Annotated in this window: 18 protein-coding genes and 1 tRNA gene; 15 read left to right on the top strand and 4 right to left on the bottom strand. The window is 63.7% G+C overall.

Going from position 1 to position 17,189, the window contains the following annotated elements; translation table 11 throughout:
• Positions 1 to 227: 227 nt before the first annotated feature.
• From BLR57_RS05575 to BLR57_RS05565, 3 genes are all read right to left on the bottom strand, one after another.
• Positions 228 to 298: transfer RNA gene (locus tag BLR57_RS05575), tRNA-Gly, on the bottom strand.
• A gap of 43 nt (positions 299 to 341) precedes the next feature.
• On the bottom strand, positions 342 to 1,370 hold the full coding sequence (locus tag BLR57_RS05570; RefSeq protein ID WP_089694955.1) for an NAD(P)/FAD-dependent oxidoreductase: 1,029 nt from the start codon (positions 1,368 to 1,370) through the stop codon (positions 342 to 344).
• A 126-nt stretch (positions 1,371 to 1,496) separates the two neighbouring features.
• Positions 1,497 to 2,066, bottom strand: coding sequence for a HalX domain-containing protein (locus tag BLR57_RS05565; protein ID WP_089694953.1), 570 nt, complete (start codon positions 2,064 to 2,066; stop codon positions 1,497 to 1,499).
• Positions 2,067 to 2,332: 266 nt separating this feature from the next.
• On the opposite strand from BLR57_RS05565, the gene BLR57_RS05560 reads away from it, so the two are divergent.
• Positions 2,333 to 3,913: a methyl-accepting chemotaxis protein gene (locus BLR57_RS05560; RefSeq protein WP_089694950.1), complete on the top strand. Its 1,581-nt coding sequence runs from the start codon at positions 2,333 to 2,335 to the stop codon at positions 3,911 to 3,913.
• Between the two features lie 149 nt (positions 3,914 to 4,062).
• Positions 4,063 to 4,788 (top strand): RAD55 family ATPase, encoded by a 726-nt coding sequence (locus BLR57_RS05555; RefSeq protein ID WP_089694948.1) that lies wholly within the window; start codon positions 4,063 to 4,065, stop codon positions 4,786 to 4,788.
• On the opposite strand, the gene BLR57_RS05550 is transcribed toward BLR57_RS05555, so the two are convergent.
• Positions 4,785 to 5,120, bottom strand: a complete 336-nt coding sequence (locus BLR57_RS05550; protein ID WP_089694947.1) for a winged helix-turn-helix domain-containing protein — start codon at positions 5,118 to 5,120, stop codon at positions 4,785 to 4,787. The genes BLR57_RS05555 and BLR57_RS05550 overlap by 4 nt on opposite strands.
• A 179-nt stretch (positions 5,121 to 5,299) precedes the next feature.
• On the opposite strand from BLR57_RS05550, the gene BLR57_RS05545 reads away from it, so the two are divergent.
• The 13 genes from BLR57_RS05545 (at position 5,300) to BLR57_RS05485 (ending at position 17,174) form a co-directional block, all read left to right on the top strand.
• The gene (locus tag BLR57_RS05545) at positions 5,300 to 5,575 is read left to right on the top strand and encodes a DUF7521 family protein (protein WP_089695548.1); all 276 of its coding nucleotides are present in this window, start codon (positions 5,300 to 5,302) and stop codon (positions 5,573 to 5,575) included.
• A gap of 419 nt (positions 5,576 to 5,994) precedes the next feature.
• Entirely contained in the window at positions 5,995 to 6,600 is a 606-nt protein-coding gene (locus BLR57_RS05540) for an archaellin/type IV pilin N-terminal domain-containing protein (protein ID WP_089694946.1), read from the top strand.
• 88 nt (positions 6,601 to 6,688) lie between these two features.
• Positions 6,689 to 7,273 (top strand): DUF7500 family protein, encoded by a 585-nt coding sequence (locus BLR57_RS05535; RefSeq protein WP_089694943.1) that lies wholly within the window; start codon positions 6,689 to 6,691, stop codon positions 7,271 to 7,273.
• A gap of 96 nt (positions 7,274 to 7,369) precedes the next feature.
• Entirely contained in the window at positions 7,370 to 7,735 is a 366-nt protein-coding gene (gene cheY, locus BLR57_RS05530; RefSeq protein WP_089694941.1) for a chemotaxis protein CheY, read from the top strand.
• Position 7,736: 1 nt separating this feature from the next.
• Positions 7,737 to 8,957, top strand: coding sequence for a chemotaxis protein CheC (locus BLR57_RS05525; RefSeq protein ID WP_089694939.1), 1,221 nt, complete (start codon positions 7,737 to 7,739; stop codon positions 8,955 to 8,957).
• Between the two features lie 28 nt (positions 8,958 to 8,985).
• Positions 8,986 to 9,480, top strand: coding sequence for a chemotaxis protein CheD (locus BLR57_RS05520; protein ID WP_244509902.1), 495 nt, complete (start codon positions 8,986 to 8,988; stop codon positions 9,478 to 9,480).
• A 116-nt stretch (positions 9,481 to 9,596) separates the two neighbouring features.
• A complete protein-coding gene (locus BLR57_RS05515; protein WP_089694935.1) occupies positions 9,597 to 11,180 on the top strand; it encodes a FlaD/FlaE family flagellar protein in 1,584 nt (527 codons plus the stop codon).
• Entirely contained in the window at positions 11,170 to 11,607 is a 438-nt protein-coding gene (locus BLR57_RS05510; protein WP_089694933.1) for an archaellum stator protein ArlF, read from the top strand. Before BLR57_RS05515 ends, BLR57_RS05510 begins: the two co-directional genes overlap by 11 nt.
• A gap of 1 nt (position 11,608) precedes the next feature.
• The gene (locus BLR57_RS05505) at positions 11,609 to 12,061 is read left to right on the top strand and encodes an archaellum stator protein ArlG (protein ID WP_089694931.1); all 453 of its coding nucleotides are present in this window, start codon (positions 11,609 to 11,611) and stop codon (positions 12,059 to 12,061) included.
• Positions 12,058 to 12,810: an archaellum protein ArlH gene (locus BLR57_RS05500; RefSeq protein ID WP_089694929.1), complete on the top strand. Its 753-nt coding sequence runs from the start codon at positions 12,058 to 12,060 to the stop codon at positions 12,808 to 12,810. Before BLR57_RS05505 ends, BLR57_RS05500 begins: the two co-directional genes overlap by 4 nt.
• A gap of 1 nt (position 12,811) precedes the next feature.
• Complete coding sequence (locus BLR57_RS05495; protein WP_089694927.1) at positions 12,812 to 14,476, top strand: type II/IV secretion system ATPase subunit; 1,665 nt, start codon at positions 12,812 to 12,814, stop codon at positions 14,474 to 14,476.
• A gap of 1 nt (position 14,477) precedes the next feature.
• Entirely contained in the window at positions 14,478 to 16,226 is a 1,749-nt protein-coding gene (flaJ, locus tag BLR57_RS05490; RefSeq protein ID WP_089694925.1) for an archaellar assembly protein FlaJ, read from the top strand.
• Between the two features lie 78 nt (positions 16,227 to 16,304).
• Positions 16,305 to 17,174, top strand: coding sequence for a CheF family chemotaxis protein (locus tag BLR57_RS05485; protein ID WP_089694923.1), 870 nt, complete (start codon positions 16,305 to 16,307; stop codon positions 17,172 to 17,174).
• Positions 17,175 to 17,189: the final 15 nt, after the last annotated feature.

Below are 17,189 nucleotides of genomic sequence, written 5' to 3'. Positions count from 1 at the left end.
CGGCCGTGATTCTGGCGAGTCGCGGAGCTGAAAAACCGTGATTCGCCGAACCGCGGGGCTCGTCGTTCGAGTTCGCTTAGAAGATGCACCGGCCGGGAATTGAACCAGAGAGCGGGAGGTGAGCGAAGCGAACGGGAGCGACCGTGGTTCAATTCCCTTCGAGAGAGCTCTCCTCGCACGCCGTGACTCGGAGCCTCTCGGCTTCTCACATAGTTCGGCTTAGAAGATGCACCGGCCGGGAATTGAACCCGGATCGTTGGCTTGGAAGGCCAAAGTCATGCCATTAGACCACCGGTGCGCATGGGGACGTTTCAGCCGACCCAATAAGGGTATTTCCCTTTTCAGTCGTCGCCGAGGCTGAACGCCTTGGCCGCCTCACGGAGCGACGGCGAGATGGCCGGGATGTCTTCCTGGCCGACCGGTCCCGACTCGCGGATGTCGTCGAGGCTCTTCGGGAACTCACGGAGGTCGTAGTGGATGCCGATTCCGGCCTTCGCACCCTGGCCCATCGCGACCGGAATCTGGTTGTGGCCGGGGACGAGGTCGCCGACGGCGACGACGCCGTCGACGCTGGTGCGCCCGTGGTCGTCGACTTCGACGGTTCCGTCGTCGTTGATGTCACAGCCGAGCTGGTCCGCGAGGTCGTTGTTGTAGTCCGAGCCGTACATCGGGAAGCCGCCGCGGTACTCTCGCACCGTGCCGTCCTCGAACTCGAAGCTCTCCAGCCAGCCGTCGTCGCCCTTCGTCATCCCCGAAATCTCTTCCTCGACGATGTCGACGGGATGTGCGCGGAGCTGTTCGTCGGTCTCGTCGCTCCACTCGGGTTCCTTGCCGCGGAGCAGGAGGTCAACCTCGTCGGTGAAGTTGAGCATGATCATCGCGACGTGGGCGGCACTCTCGCCGTGGCCCATCACGTAGACCGACTCGTCGACGAACATGTAGGCGTCGCAGTGAAGACAGTAGTGGAGTCCCCGTCCCGTGCGGGGCAGCGGCGGGTCGGGGCGTTCGTCCGAGAAGCCGGTGGCGAGGACCAATTGCTCGGCGACGAACTCGCCCTCGTTGCCCGTGAGCTGGAAGCGGCCGTCGTCGCGGCGTTCGACCGCGGTGATGAGGTCTCGGTGGAACTCCGCGCCGTAGTCGGCGACCTGCTCGCGGGCGGTCTGGAGGAACTCGTTGCCCGAGACGTCTTCGGTGACGCCGATGACGTTGTGTGTGTCGAGCATCATCGCCGCGCGGCCGCCACCACGGTCGACGACGGCCGTGTCGTGTCCCAGCCGTGTCGTGTACAGCGCGGTCGTCAGCCCTGCAGGGCCGCCGCCGACGACGACGACCTCGTACTCGGGAGTGTCAACGGATTCCGTCTCGGACATTGTCTATTCCACCATTACGGCTCCCCCGGTTTAAGCGCATAGCACCTGTGCGCGGCGCGAATCACCCCGTTACCGCGTCCCACACAGAGCAGTGAACAGAACAGTGAAGGAAACGAGCCCGCTCACTCAGGGCGCGCTCTCGATGTCGCGGAACATGGCCCGGAAGTCTGCGGGCGTGAAGTCCGCGGAGATGGCGTCGATGTCGCGCTGTAACGTGTCGACCTGGTCGACCAACCGCCGGTATTCGGTGCTCGCGGCGAGTTCGTCCGCTGACTTCTCGGCTTCGAGCAACGCGCGTTTCGAGACCAGTGACGCCGTCTCGCGGAGCTTGGTGCCGTACTCGGTCCGGCCGAGGAGCAGTTCCACGGCGTCGAGCAGGCCGTCACGCGAGATGGGCTTGACCACGTAGTGGTCGAACCCCATCCCGACGATGTCGAAGTCGGGAACGACGCCGGTCACCATGGCGACCCGGCAGCCGTAGCCCTGCTCGCGAATCCGTTCGAGGACGCGCTGGCCGTCGCCGTCGGGAAGCCGCCGGTCGAGGAGGACGACGTCAGTCGACTCGTCGACGATGTCGACCGCCGCTTCGACGGTCGTCGCCGTTCGCACAGTGTACTGCTCGCCGACGAACTGCTCGTAGAGAGCCAGGACATCAGGCTGGTCTTCGACGATTAAGACGGTGGTGTCTTCTGTCATGTGTCGCTCCGAATGTCGAAGAGGCACACACCTCGCCGTACTGCCGCTGCCGAAGACCGGCGTCTTGACGGCTGACGCACCTCTCTCGTTCGTCCCGGACACCTGTCGACCACCGTATTAAATATTTCCATACTGTCTTTACTTGTGTCATTTCGACCGTCCCGTCAACTGCTCGGGAGAACCGATGGGCGAGCCAACGAGAATCAGGAGTGATAATCGGGAAGCCACCTTTTTTACCGGTAACTCCAAACCTCGCGCCAGAACTCATGTCACTATTTGATAGTGTTGGACAGTTGCTCGCTGCAACGCCAGCGGCGGACGACGACGCGTCGAGACCGAGTAGCCATCAGACCGCGCCGCCGAGTGACACCACCGACTCGCCGACCACAGATGGTCCAACTGCAGCAGGAGGCGGGGCCGGACCCTCGGAGTTCCTCGGCGACGAACTCCTCGCCGACGCGGTTCCGCTCGCCGTCTTCGTCCTGGACACCGAACGCGAGGTCCAGTGTTGGAACCGTGCCGCCGAGGAACTCACGGGGACGCCACGGGAGGAGGTGGTGGGGACCCGCGAAGTGAGCGTCGCCTTCTATCAGGACGGGCGACGGGCAAAGACGCTCGCAGACAAGGTCGTCGAAGCACCCGAGACCGCGGACACCGCCTTCGGCGTCAACCGCTCGACCGACGTCGGCTACACCCGATACGAGGACACGAGCACGATGCTCGACGCCAAAGGCGAGGAAATCGAGATCTGGTTCACGGCGACGCCGGTCTACCGCGACGACGAGTTCGTCGGCGTGGTCGAGATGGTCCAAGACCGGAGCGACGTGGTCAGAAAACAGCGGGCGGTCGAGTCGCTCGTCAGCGAGGTGAACGCGACGTTGGCAGCCATCGGTGACGGCGACCTCGACGCGCGTGCGTCCTACGATGGCGAGGACGTCTTGGAGCCGGAGCTGCTCGCGGTCGTCGACCAGACGAACGAGATGGCCGAGAGCCTCCAGACAGTGGTCACGCAGGTCCGCCAGCAGACCCGACAGCTCGTCTCGGAGATCGAGGAGACGGCCACGACCGCGACCGAGATCAAGTCGACCGCCGTCGACCAACACAGCGACCTGGGCCGCGTCGTCGACGAGATGGGGACGCTCAGTGCCAACATGGAGGAGGTCGCCGCCAGTGCCCAACAGGTCTCGTCGGCCGCGAACCAGGCTCTCCAGGCGGCCGAGGACGGGCAGGACTCGGGCAAACGGGCCGAGGAGGCGACGACGACGATGATCGAGACGGGCGAACGGCTGGTCGACCGTATCGGAACACTCGAATCGCACGTCGACGAGATCGTCGACGTCGTCGACGTCATCGCGGACGTGGCCGACCAGACGAACCTCCTCGCGCTCAACGCCAACATCGAAGCCGCTCGCGTCGGCGAGTCGGGTGCGGGCTTCGAGGTCGTCGCCGACGAGGTGAAGACGCTCGCCGAGGAGACCCGCGCGCACACCGGAGAGATCGAAGCACAGGTGACGGAGATACAGTCGCAGACCGAGACGACCGTCGACGCCGTCGAGACCTCCAACGACCAGATTCACGAGGCGAGCACGCAGATCTCGGATGCACTCGACGCGCTCGAAGAGATCGCCGGTGCCGTCGACGAGGCGGCCCACGGCGTCGAGGAGGTCGCGCGCGCGAACGACGAGCAGGCGGCGTCGGTCGAAGAGGTCACCTCGCTCGTCGAATCCGTCGAGACCAGCGCGGCCGACGTACAGACGCGGGTCGACGACGTGACCGAGAGCACGCAGCGACAGGAGCGGACGGTCACCGAACTGGCGACGCAGGTCGAAGACCTGACCCGGTCGTAGCCGACGACGGCCGTCTCTCGGCACCCGCAGCCGATGTCGACGTGAGACTGCGGGCGTGAGACCACGCGGACGTCACCGCTCGACTGCTCACTAAGCAGAGAGGTTTTTACCCCTGTAGTGAGTGGGTCAGCCGAGAGACATTCAGTCCGATGCCAGAAGTACTCAAAACAGGAATCGAAGGACTCGACTCGGTCCTCAACGGCGGTATCGTAAAGAACGCGGCGGTACTCGTCAGCGGCAACCCCGGAACGGGAAAGAGTATCTTCGGAATCCAGTATCTCTACAAAGGGGTCACGGAGTTCGACGAGCGCGGCATCTACATCTCGTTCGAAGAGAACGCAGAGGACATCCGGCAGGCCGCGGAGTCCGTCGGCTTCGACAAGTGGGGCGAACTGGTCGAGGACGACGACATCAAGGTGTACGACAAGCAGGTGATGCTCCGCGAGGGTGATTTCACCTCGGCCATCGACAAGCTGCTCGACGACTTCACGGAGTCGAAGTACGACCGGCTCGTCCTCGACTCGCTGACGATGTTCCAGCTGTTCTTCGACGACGAGCGCGAGAACCGGACGTATCTCCTGAAATTCACCGACATCCTGAAGCAGAACGGACTCACATCGCTGCTCATCAACGAGCAGGGGGCGGTCTTCCCGGAGACCGAGATCGGCCTGGAGAACTTCCTCACGGACGGGAACATCTACTTCATCCAGACGCCGACGGATTCGGGCGTCAACCGCTATGTCTGGGTGGCGAAGATGCGCAAGAAGAACATCAACACGGACATCTTCCCCATGGAGATCGGCGAGGGGGGAATCACCGTCCACGAGCGTGCGGGTGGCTTCTCGATGATGGGTCGCGAGGATTCGGTCTTCTAGCTGTCCGAGATCGTCCGCCAGACCTCGTCGAGTTTGTTCTTGACCGCAGAGCGTTCCTCCAGTTCGACGGAGAGACCGTCTTCGAAGGTGAGGTTGACGGCTTCGACCTTCCGACGGTAGACTTTGATACGCCGGTGTTCGTCCGAGAGAGGTCGGTCGTGTAGCTCCAACAGATCCGCGTCGGTAAGCTCGTTGATGCGGCGGTAGCAGGTCGCGATAGGGACGTTGAGTTCGTCGCTGAGTTCCTGTGCCGACTTCGGTTCAGATGCGGCGCTGAGAATCTCGGCGTTGTATTTGTTCCCGAGGACCTCGATGATCTCGTCCGAACCCATTCGTTCCACGACTTACTTTATCATCTAATAACTTTACCGACTACTGGACTGTTCGGACGGACTGACAGTGCGGCTGACGGCATCCGTAGCGGTGGTTCGGCCGGGAGATTATCAGATTCAATATTTTGAGGGCTACAGTTAAGCGAAGTCGGTGGGGATTGCACGAAAGAGAGATGCAACTGATAGAAAGCCTCTACTTGGTCTCCAGTGCCGCGCTCATCATAGCCGGGCTGACGATGGTCGGACTGGCAGTGCGGGCATACGTGCAGACGCGTCGCCGGGCGATGGTCCATCTGTCGCTCGGCTTCGTCTTGGTCGTCGCGGCGGCGGCAGCGACGATGATCAGCGCCTTCGTCAACGACTTCGGTAGTACCCGCTCGTTACTCTTGGTCAACAGCGGCTTCACCACGTTCGGATACGTCTTCGTCGTCTACAGCCTCGTCGCGTACGAGTAAGTCGAACCGGCACTCTCTCCGCTCCCTCCATGTCTTCCGACCCGAGAGCCACCGGTCTCGGGAGGGGTACGACTTGTACCATCTCGTACCAGTGTCGCTTTCGCGCGCACGCGAGTGACAGCGAAATCGGGCAGTTTCGAGACGGCACCGGACGCTGAGCGCGAGCGTCCGAAGCCGGGTCGCGTTGCCCCGTTCCGATTATCAGCAGTGATATGTTCAGACGGGTGAAATTTGCCGGGAGGTGCTCAGTGGGAGTAGCCAAATAGCTTGTAGAGGGCCCGAAACACCCGAATTCGGCCGTTATTAGACGTGATATTTTGGAACGTAGTTTTAATACCCGTTTGCCGGTCTGCGTAGATAGAGTCTGACGGCGATGACGTGCGAACCGAGTCGCAGGCGGCGAAGGAAAACCAAAAACAATGTTCGAATTCATCCACGACGACGAAGAACGCGGTCAGGTCGGTATCGGTACGCTGATCGTGTTCATCGCGATGGTCCTTGTCGCTGCGATCGCGGCAGGCGTCCTGATCAACACGGCGGGCTTCCTGCAGACGAAGTCCGAGCAGACGGGTCAACAGAGCAGTGCACAAGTGACGGACCGCCTCGAGCCGGTCGCGAAGACGGGTATCGTGACGGACGAGAAGGTCAGCAGCGTCGAACTCGTCCTCCAGAAGTCGCCGGGGGCGAGCGACATCGACATCAGTAATGCGACGCTCGAGTTCATCGGGCCGAAGGGTGTCGACCGCATCGCACTCGACGCGAGTGGCACGACCCCTGACAGCTACTCCGTCCTAAAGGACGCAGACGGCTCGCTCGACGGCAGTACGACGGGCTCGTACGTCCTGAACGACCGCAGTGACCGCCTGACGCTCTCGCTCGACATGGACGCGTTCACGAACCAGAACGCCGACCTCGCACCCGGTGAAGAGGCGACCATCCGCATCAACACCGAGAGTGGTTCGACGACCATCATCCGCGTGAAGGTCCCCGAGTCGCTCGCTGGCGAGAACGCGGTCGAGCTGTAAACGCCTCTCTCACTTCTCTCTCTGTCGCACCGCGCGGCCACCTCAACTTTCTTATCCTCTCACTTGCTTTTCGCACCAAGAGCGACAGATGCCTCCAGACGAACCGAACGACGACGCGAAAGACGGGCCGGTCCTCGACCCCGAGGAACTCGATCTCAGCGACCGCGACGAGGTCGCAGAACTGGGCGACGACCGGTTTCTCATCTCACCCGGTGGCATCGCAGACGAGGTCCCATCGAACCCGGAGCCGCCGGAGCCGGAACCCGAGCCGACGCCCGAACCGATGCCTGAACAGAACCAGCCCGAGCCCGCCGTCGATGCCCAAGCCGTGAGCGAGTGGCTCGCCGAGTCGATGACCGACAACGGCTTCGACTACGGCTTCGACGCGACGCTGAAGTTCGACGGCTCGGTCGTCCGCCACCGGATGGTCTCGAACGACGTCGTGACGACCTTCGAGACGCTGATGCTCTGGTACGCCCGGCAGATCGGCGGCGACACGCCCGTCGAGGAGACGCTCGGTATCCTCCTCGCGGAGTCGGATATGCCGATCACCTTCCCGAAGCGGAGTCTCGTCGGCCTGCTCAGACGCCACGGTCTCTCGGGCGACGACTCCATCGCCGACCTGGTCGCCGCCATCGACGACGCCGACGGCGTCACCTTCTCCGGAGAGTAGTGCCGGACAGCCGGCGGACGGCGGGGGGAAATCAGAGTTGATAATTTCGCGCGAGAGTTTATATGAACGCTTTTTGAAGCATCGGTAGACCAGCTTATGGCGATTCGAGTACTCATCGCGGACGACTCAGAGTTCATGCGGAACCTCCTGCGGGAGATTCTGGACGCGGATTACGACATCGTGGGCGAGGCCGAGAACGGCGTCGAGGCCGTCGAGCTTTACGAAGAGACCGACCCCGACCTCGTCATGATGGACATCGTGATGCCGATTCGGAGTGGTATCGAGGCGACGAACGAGATCACGGACACCGACCCGAACGCGCGGGTCATCATGTGTACCAGTGTCGGCCAGGAGGAGAAGATGAAGGCCGCCATCAAGGCGGGTGCACAGGGGTACATCACGAAGCCGTTCCAGAAGCCGAACGTCCTCGAAGCGATCAACGACGTCGTCCCGGCGGCTTGAGATGAAAGTCGACATCCACTCGCTCGGTGTCTTCAGTCAGCTCGCACGTGAAGGGAGTCACCACGCCGCCGACTCGCTCTCACAGCTGACGGGTATCGACGTCTTCGTCGACGTGACGAACATCACGCTGCTGTCGCCCGACGACCTCCGAGAGTCGTTCGACGACGAGCAGTTCGTCGGCGTCCAGATCGGCTTCGACGGACAGTTCGAGGGCGAGACGGTCCTCGTGTTCAAGCGCGAGAACATCGGCGCGCTCCTGGAGTATCTCCTGCCGGGGTCGTACACCGGTGACGGCATCGACGAGTTCGCGAAGAGCGGCGTCAAAGAGGTCGGCAACATCATGATGAGCGGCTTCATCGACGGCTGGGCCGACCATCTCGGGACCGCCATCGACATGACGCCGCCGACGTACGTCGAGCGCGAGGGGACGGACGTGTTGCCCCAGCGAGCACTCGAGTCGGGCGAGGAGGTCTTCCTCTTCGAGAGCCGCCTGGAGACGCTCGACCGCGACGTCAACTTCTTCATCTACATGTTCCCCGAGTACGGGGCGATGACGGAGCTGATGTCGCTGCAGCGCGAGGACGACGACGAGGCCATCCCGGTCGACAAGCTGAGCGTCTTCAACCAGATGACGAAGCAGGGCGCGAAGGGTGCCGCCGAGAACATCTCGATGATGACCGGCGTCGACACGGAGGTCGACGTGAGTCGGCTGAGCTTCGTCCCCATCGAGGACGCCCCGAACCACGTCGGCGACGACCGCTTCGCCGGTGTCGTCATCGGCTTCCAGGGGATGCCGAGCGGCTATCTGCTCATCCTCTTCGACGAGGCGTCCGCACGGACGGTCGCCGAGACGATGCTCCCCATGGAGACGGAGGGCGACGGGCTGGGCGACATGGAGCGCGGCGCCATCAAAGAGTTGGGCAACGTCATGACGAGCGGCTTCATCGACGGCTGGGCGAACGTGCTCCAGACCAGCATCGACCACACGCCGCCGCAGTTCGTCCACGACATGGGCTCGGCCATCGTCAGCCCCGTCGTCGGCCGGCTCGGTCAGTCACAGGACTTCGCGTTCATGATCGACTCGACCGTTCGCACCGAGCGCGAGCAGTTCCGGTGTGAACTCTACGCGCTGCCGGACGAGGCCGAACTGAAACGGGCACTGGAAACGCTCGACGTCGACCGCGCCGGCGAGACGAAGGTCGATGCAGACCAATACTTCTGAGCGGTCGACAGCAACAGGAGACCCCCCAGTGAGAGACGAAACGCCACGACGTGTCAAAGTCGGCATCGCGGACTACGCCGTCGTCGACGAAGCGGCCGTGTTGGCGACGAGCGGTCTCGGCTCGTGTCTCGGCATCGTGCTCTTCGACGAACGAAACGGCGTCGCAGGACTGTTACACGCCATGTTGCCGGGAGCCGAGGACAGCGCGCCGGCGGCGTCGGCCGCGAAGTTCGTCGACACGGGGCTGGACAGTCTCGTCGACGCGATGACCGACGCGGGTGCCTCCCCCCGAAACATCACGGCGAAGATGGTCGGCGGGAGCACGATGTTGGATCTGACGCCGACCGAGGAGGGCAGCATCGGCGACCGTAACGTCGCCGCCGCCCGTGCCGCATTCGAGGAGCGCGGGATTTCCGTGGTCGCCGAGGACGTCGGCGGCGAGTACGGCCGGTCACTGCTGTTCGACACGGGAAGCTACGAGCTGTCGGTCAAGACGGCCTACAAGGGCGACACCGTCATCTGAGGCAGGGCGTGTCGGGAGGGTTGTCGTCAACATTTTCCGCTATCGTCTGACGCGGAGTATCAACGCTGATATTCGGAGGGGAGGTTTCAAGGTATCGTCAACAGTTAACGCGAACAATGCATATTCTGGCATCACACCAGACGCTCCTCCTAGCGTTCGGGGACGGGACGACCCCGGTCCTCGGCTGGTGGTTGCTGGAGGTCGTGCCGTTCGGGACCGGTGGTCTGTCGGCACTGCTTCTCTCCGTCGGTCTCGTCGGGAGTGCCATCCTCGACCGCTTCTTCGGCGGCGACGAGGGCGGCGACGGCGACGACGACGACCCGCTGATGAACGGCGGGGGACTCGACGGCGGGATGGACGACCCCTTCGGCGACGACGACGACATGGGCGGGATGGACGACCCCTTCGGTGACGACCCCTTCGGCGACGGCGACGACGGCGGGAGCGACACCGACGAACTCGACCACCGCCTGTCGGAACTGGAGAGCGAGGTCGCCCGGCTCTCCTCGACGGTCAACACCGTCCGTAGCGAGAACACGGAGATCTCGAACACGGTCGACGACATCGGCGAGAACGTCCGCAAGCTGCTCGACATCTACGAGATGGTCACCCGCGGCATCAACCCCTTCGTCGACGACGTCCAGCCCGGCGGCGGCGCGGGCGGCTTCGAGAACGGCTCGCTCGGCCTGTTCGACAACGCCGACGACGACGAGGACGACGAGGAACTGGACGACTCCATCGCCAGCGCGGACGCCGAGGGCTTCTTCGACGACGAACTGCTGGACGACGAGGACGACGAGTTCGACGACCTCGACGACGAGTTCGAGGACGACGAGTTCGAGGACGACGGGATGGACGGCTTCGACGACGGAGACGTGACAGAAGAGATGGAGACAGAAGTGAGCGACAGCGGCGGAAAGAGTTTCAGCGAGCTGAAAGAGGAGTACGAGTCCGGCGACGCCGAGTGGGCCGAGGAGGACTTCGAGGTGGCTGACGAGGAGGATGGCGACGATTTGGAGGAGGAAGGCGACTTCGACTTCGGAGAGGACGAAGCCGACGGGGAGTTCGAGGATGACTTCGAGGACGACTTCGGCGACGACCTCCTCGGTGAGGAGGACGACGCGGTCCCCGTCGAGACCGACGAGATGCTGTTCGAGTCCGACGAGGAGGACGCGGTTCTCGCGGCCGACGGAGCGGCCGTCGCGGCCGACGACGAAGAGTCAGAATCCCTCGACGCGGACGCCCCGGAGTCGGACGACGACTCGGAGGACGCGGAGGATGTCGGCTTCGAGTTCGGAACCACGGCCGCCGCGGCTGGTGAGGAGGCGACCGAGGACGACGAGCGTCCGAAACCGTATCTCACGACGCTGCCCGACGCCTACATCGGCGACCTGCTCGTCATCGAGTGGCTGGAGTATCTCGTCGAGCAGTCCGACGTCGCCGACGCGGCGCGGGCGATCCGCTACTACGAGCGCATCGACTGGGTCGGCGGCGACGTCGCCCGGACCTTAGAGGAGTTCCTCGTCGGCTTCGGCGACGTCAACGTCGCGGAGACCGAACGGCCGGGGACGAGCGACCTCTCGCTGTCGCACCACGTCCGCAGCCTCGAATACGTGCAGGCACTCGCCGGGCCGATGCCCGGTGGGGCGCAGCTGTCCCGCGGTCTCCGCCGCTCGCGCGGGGGTGACGATGGGATTTAGCGTGAGTGCGTCGGCTGCCATCATCTTCGCGGCGATGTTCATCTCGATGGGAATCCTCTATCCGGCCGTCTCGAACGGCGTCGAGGACGTCTCGGACGCCCGTGCAGACAGTGCCGACGTCCTCCTCGACCAGCAGAACACGGCCATCAGCGTCGCCAACGTCTCCTACGACGCGCCGTCGACGACGCTGACCGTCGACGTCGACAACACCGGGACGACCGACCTCTCGGTCGACGCGACGGACGTCCTCGTAAACAACAGCTACGCCACGCCGTCGGCGACGGCGGTGGCGGGGGACACGGACACCGATCTCTGGCTGCCCGGCGAGCGGCTGACCGTCACGGTCGACGTGTCGCTGACGGCAGACGGCTCGAACCGGGTCGTCGTCGTGACGAACCACGGCATCTCGCAGGCGGAGGTGCTCTGAGATGGCCAGCGTCTCCGTGTCGCACATGATCCTCTTCATCGCGAGTCTCATCGTCGCCGCGAGCGTCGCCGGGACGTTCACCGCGGGGGTCGAACGGCTCGACGGGGCACTCAGCGATGCGAGTCTCGACGTGAGCAACGAGGTCCGCACGGACCTCGAGATCATCAGCGACGCCGGAAGCCCGGTCTACGACCGCTCGGGCAACGGCAACATCACGCTGCTGGTCAAGAACACCGGCACGCGGAACCTCCCGCCCGACGGGACCGGGTTGGACGTGCTCGTCGACGGGATGTACCAGACGAGCGTCTGGGTCGAACCCATCGAGAGCAACGCCCAGTGGCAGACGAACGACGTCGTCCGCGTCCACATCGACGCCGGGACGCTCGGCGCGGGTGACCACCGCGTGAAACTCGTGATGGGCGGTGACGAGGAGGTGTTCGTCTTCAACACATGAGCCACCGAAACCTCCTCTCACTCGGCCTCGACGACCACGACCGGCTGAACAAAGAACTGGGCGGTGGCATCCCGCGCGGCAGCATCGTCCTCATGGAGGGCGACTACGGTGCGGGCAAGAGTGCCATCTCCCAGCGGATGACCTACGGGCTGTGTCAGGAGGGCGCGGCCGTCACCTACCTCTCGACGGAGCTGACGGTCCGGGGGTTCATCGACCAGATGTATTCGCTGGACTACGACGTGGTCGAGCCGCTCCTGAACGAGGAGCTGCTCTTCCTCCACGCCGACCTCGACACCGGCGGCACCATCGCAGGCGGCGGCGACACCGAGCGCAAGGAACTGCTGAAGCGGCTGATGGAGGCGCAGGTGATGTGGCAGACGGACGTCATCGTCATCGACACCTTCGACGCCATCCTCCGCAACGACCCGACGTTCGAGGCACTCGTCCGCAACAACGAGGAGCGGCAGGCCGCCCTCGAGATCATCTCGTTCTTCCGGGACGTCATCTCCCGGGGGAAGATCATCGTGCTCACGGTCGACCCCTCGGCCGTCGACGACGAGGCCATCGGCCCGTTCCGCGCCATCGCGGACGTGTTCATGACCCTCGATATGATCGAGGTCGGCAGCGACGTCCGCCGACAGATCTCGGTCAAACGCTTCGCGGGCATGGGCGAGCAGGTCGGCGACATCATCGGCTTCTCCGTCCGCTCGGGGACGGGCATCGTCATCGAGTCGAGGAGCGTGGCCTGAGATGACCGACCACGGAACCGCCAAACCGTCAGCCGAACTCAAGCGACTCGCCTCCCAGCGACCCCATCTGCTCGACCATCTCAAGAAGTTCAAGCAGATTACCGGCGAGTTCCCCACGGTCATCGAGGAGGCCGACGGCGAGTTCGAGTCCAACCGGCCGAACGTGCTCTACCCCGTCGGCGGCCCCATCTACTGTCACATCTACGGTGACCTCGGCCAGACGACGAAGTATTACGCCATCGAGCCGACGCTCTCGGGACCGGAGTCGGCCGTCCTCCAGCGGCTCAAGGGCAAACTGCTCTCGAAGAGCGGCCACCGCGAAGCCCCCGAGAAGGAAGCCGAGTACGACGACCTCATCGAGGAGCTGATGGAGGAGAGCACGCGCATCACGAGCGGCGTGAAGAGCACCTTCGACTCGCTGTCGAAGCTCTGGAACTTCGGCCGCGTCGAGGTCACGAAGGAGACCTACGAGAACATCCGGTACCGGCTCAACCGCGACATCATCGGCTTCGGCCCGCTGGAGCCGGTCATGCGCGACCCGGCCAACGAGGACATTCACGTCATCGGTCCCCACGAGTGCCACGTCGACCACAGCGTCTACGGGATGTTGGAGACCACCGTCGACTTCGGGACGCCGAAGGAGTTCGACAACTGGCTGCGCAACATGGGCGAGCGCATCGGCGACCCCGTCTCCGACTCGGACCCCATCGTCGACTCGACGCTCCCCGACGGCTCGCGTATCAACATCATCTACTCCGACGACGTGAGTATCAAAGGCTCCTCGCTGACCATCCGCCAGGGCTCGGAGACGCCGCTCTCCATCAACCAGATTACGAAGTGGGGCACGCTCTCGCCCGAACTCGCCGCCTACCTCTGGCTCTGTCTGGAGAACGAACAGACGGTGTTCGTCGTCGGGGAGACGGCGTCCGGGAAGACGACGACGCTGAACGCGATTCTCTCGTACATCCCCGACGACGCGAAGATCTACACCGCAGAGGACACCGCCGAGGTGCTGCCGCCGCACAACACGTGGCAGCAGCTCCTGACCCGCGAGGGCCGCGGCGAGAACTCGACTGACGTCGACATGTTCGACCTCGTCGCCGCCGCACTGCGGTCGCGTCCCGACTACATCATCGTGGGTGAGGTGCGTGGGGCCGAGGGTCGGATGGCCTTCCAGGCGGCCCAGACGGGCCACCCGGTCATGCTGACGTTCCACGCCTCCGACATCGTCTCGATGATTCAGCGGTTTACTTCAGATCCCATCAACGTCCCCGAGACGTTCATGGACAACGCCGACGTCGCGCTGTTCCAGAACCGCGTCAAGCAGGGCAACGACGTCCTGCGTCGGGTGACGAGCGTCCAGGAGATCGAGGGCTACTCGAAGGAGATGGACGGGGTCGTCACCCGCGAGGTGTTCTCGTGGGACCCCGTCGAGGACGACATCGTCTTCCAGGGCATGAACAACTCCTACGTCCTCGAAGAGCAGATCGCCACCCTGCTGGGCTACGAGGACACTCGCGACATCTACGACGACCTCGACTTCCGAGCGGACCTCATCCGCCGGATGATTCAGGAGGGACTGCTCGGCTACCACGAGGTCAACGACGCCATCAACGACTTCCAGCGCGACGGCATCGAAGGACTCCCGTTCGATATGCACCGCTAAGATGGCCACGAGCGAATCCGACTTCCTCGGCGACTCACTCGCGTTCACCTCCGACCTGCTGGAGTCGTACGGTAAACTCGACATCTCGAAACGGACCTACGTCCTCGGGGTGCTCGTCCCCTCGCTCGGCTTCTTCACGCTCACCATCCTGACTGCGGTGCTGTTGGAACTCCCGCTGTTCGTCCGGCTCCCTATCCCAGGACTCGGCGCGCTCGTCTTCGTCGCCGCCGCGCTCTACCCGAAGGTGTATCTCAGCCAGCGCAAGGTCGCCATCGAGAAACAGCTCCATCTAGTGATGACCCACATGACGGTGTTGTCGACGACGAACATCGACCGGATGGAGGTCTTCCGGACGCTCGCCGCCGAGGAGGAGTACGGCATCCTCGCCGACGAGATCGCCCACGTCGTCCACCTCGTCGACACCTGGAACCAGAGTCTCGACGACGCCTGCCGTCGCCGGGCCAAGGAGGTCGCAAGCCCCGCGCTCTCTGACTTCTTCGACCGCCTCGGCTACACGCTCGGAGCGGGTCAGGAACTCTCTGATTTCCTCCTCTCCGAACAGAGCGCGATGATTCAGAACTACAGCACAGTCTACGAGGGCGCGCTGGGCAACCTCGAGGTCATGAAGGACCTCTACATGTCGATGATCCTCTCGATGACCTTCGCGCTCGTGTTCGCGACGGTCCTGCCCATCCTGACGGGGAACGACCCGACGGCGACCGTCTCGGCTGTCATCGTCCTCTTCATGTTCGTCCAGGTGGGCTTCTTCCTCGCCATCCGGGCCATCGCGCCGTACGACCCGGTCTGGTACCATCCCGAGGAGGAAGACGCCCCGACGGACCTCCGGCTCCTCGCCTCGTTCGTCCTCGGGGCCACGCTCACCGTCGCGCTCGTCGTCATCACCGCCGGTGGGCTGTTCAACTTCACTCCCGTCGGACTCGGTGATCTGCTGTTCTTCCTCGACGAGGTGCCCCTGCCGCTGTATCTCGCGGTGCCCGTGACGCCGCTCGTGATTCCCGGCGTCGTCTACCGCATCGAAGAGCAGATGATCACCGCCCGCGACGGCGAGTTCCCTAACTTCATCCGCGCGCTCGGGGCGACCGAGAGCGCGAAACAGAGCACGACCTCAGCTGTCCTGGAGACGCTCCGCGAGAAGGACTTCGGCCCGCTGTCGCCGGACGTCGACCGGCTCTACCGGCGGCTCAATATGCGTATCGGCCCCGTCGAGTCGTGGCGGCTGTTCAGCGTCGACACCCGGTCGTATCTCATCCAGAAGTTCAGCGAGATGTACGTCATCGGCCGACAGATGGGTGGCGACCCCAAGCAACTGGGTGAACTCATCAGCCGCAACATGAGTACGGTCAACCAACTGCGCCAGCAGCGTCAGCAGGCGGCCGTGACGCTCATCGGGCTGCTCTACGGTATCACCACGTCGTCGGCGTTCGCCTTCTTCATCGGCCTGGAGGTCGTCAACGTGCTCGCGGACCTCACCGAGGAGTTCTCCGTCAGCGGCTCCGGACGGTTCGACTTCGGCCAGCTCATCTACGCGGGCGTCTACGACATCCCGCTCATCGAGTTCCTGCTCTTGACCATCATCCTGTTCAACGGTGTGCTCTCCTCGCTGATGATCCGGACCATCGACGGCGGCAACAAGATGAACGCCTACATCCACTTCGTGATGCTCGTCTGGCTTGGCTGTCTGACCGCGGTCGGGACGCGGATGCTCGTCAGCACCATCCTCGCGGTCTAGACCCGATTATCCCGCCTGATAACCTGTACGAAAACATCAATAGGGCCGGGCGAGCCACCTTATTCGAGACGACTTTCCATGAGCGAATCAGTGGTTGCGGATTTCGTCGGGCGGTTCTACACCGAAGACGTACAGGGAGGTGAGCCGGTCAAGGGTCGCGTCCTCCTCAGCAAGAAGCGACTGGTGCTCGCGCGCGAGGGTGGCAAGACGACGATCCCGCTTTCAGGTATCTTCGACGTGAGCGTCGGCTTCGTCCCCGGAGAGCTGGCGGAGTTCTTCGACGACACGGTCACCCTCGCGTACGAAACGCGGGGGCAGAAACACACCGCCGTCGTCGAGGGACGCAACGGCAACGTCGACCGCTTCACCACGGTCCTGTTCAAGGTCCTCCTGAACGGGACGACGGTACGTGTCAAACATCCCGACCGCGTCGGCGGCCGCGTGACCGACGCGTCGACGACGAAGGCGAAGCTCTCGTTGAAGCCGCAGTCGGTCAAGTTCGTCGGCGAACGCGACTCGTTCACCATCGACCTCGCCGCGGTGAGCAACATCGAACGGACGACCCGCCAACTCGGCGGGAAGACTCAGCCGGTCCTCGAAATCTCACATCTCGATGGCGGGCAGGCACTCGTCTCGGTGGTCGCCGTCCCCTCGGGTCGCAAGACCAACATCTTCGGCCGGTACGTCCGTCTGGAGTACGGCAGTATCCAAGAGGAGGTCGGCGAACTCGACCACTCCGAGGAGGAGCTGGAGGCACTCGTCGCGCTCTACTCCACCGGCGGCAGCGCGAACCTCGGGACGCTGCTCAACGCCGAACCGGCCCAGATTACGATGGTGCTCAACTCGCTGCACGACGACGGGCTGGTCGTCGACGGCGACGGGGCGACGAAGCTGACGCCGAAGGGACGGGTCGCGGTGACGACGCATCTCGAACGGGTCAACGCCTGAGTAGAGCTGTAGAAG

This window comes from Halogranum gelatinilyticum (assembly GCF_900103715.1).
Lineage (GTDB): Archaea > Halobacteriota > Halobacteria > Halobacteriales > Haloferacaceae > Halogranum > Halogranum gelatinilyticum.
This window is presented reverse-complemented; position numbering and strand designations above follow the sequence as displayed.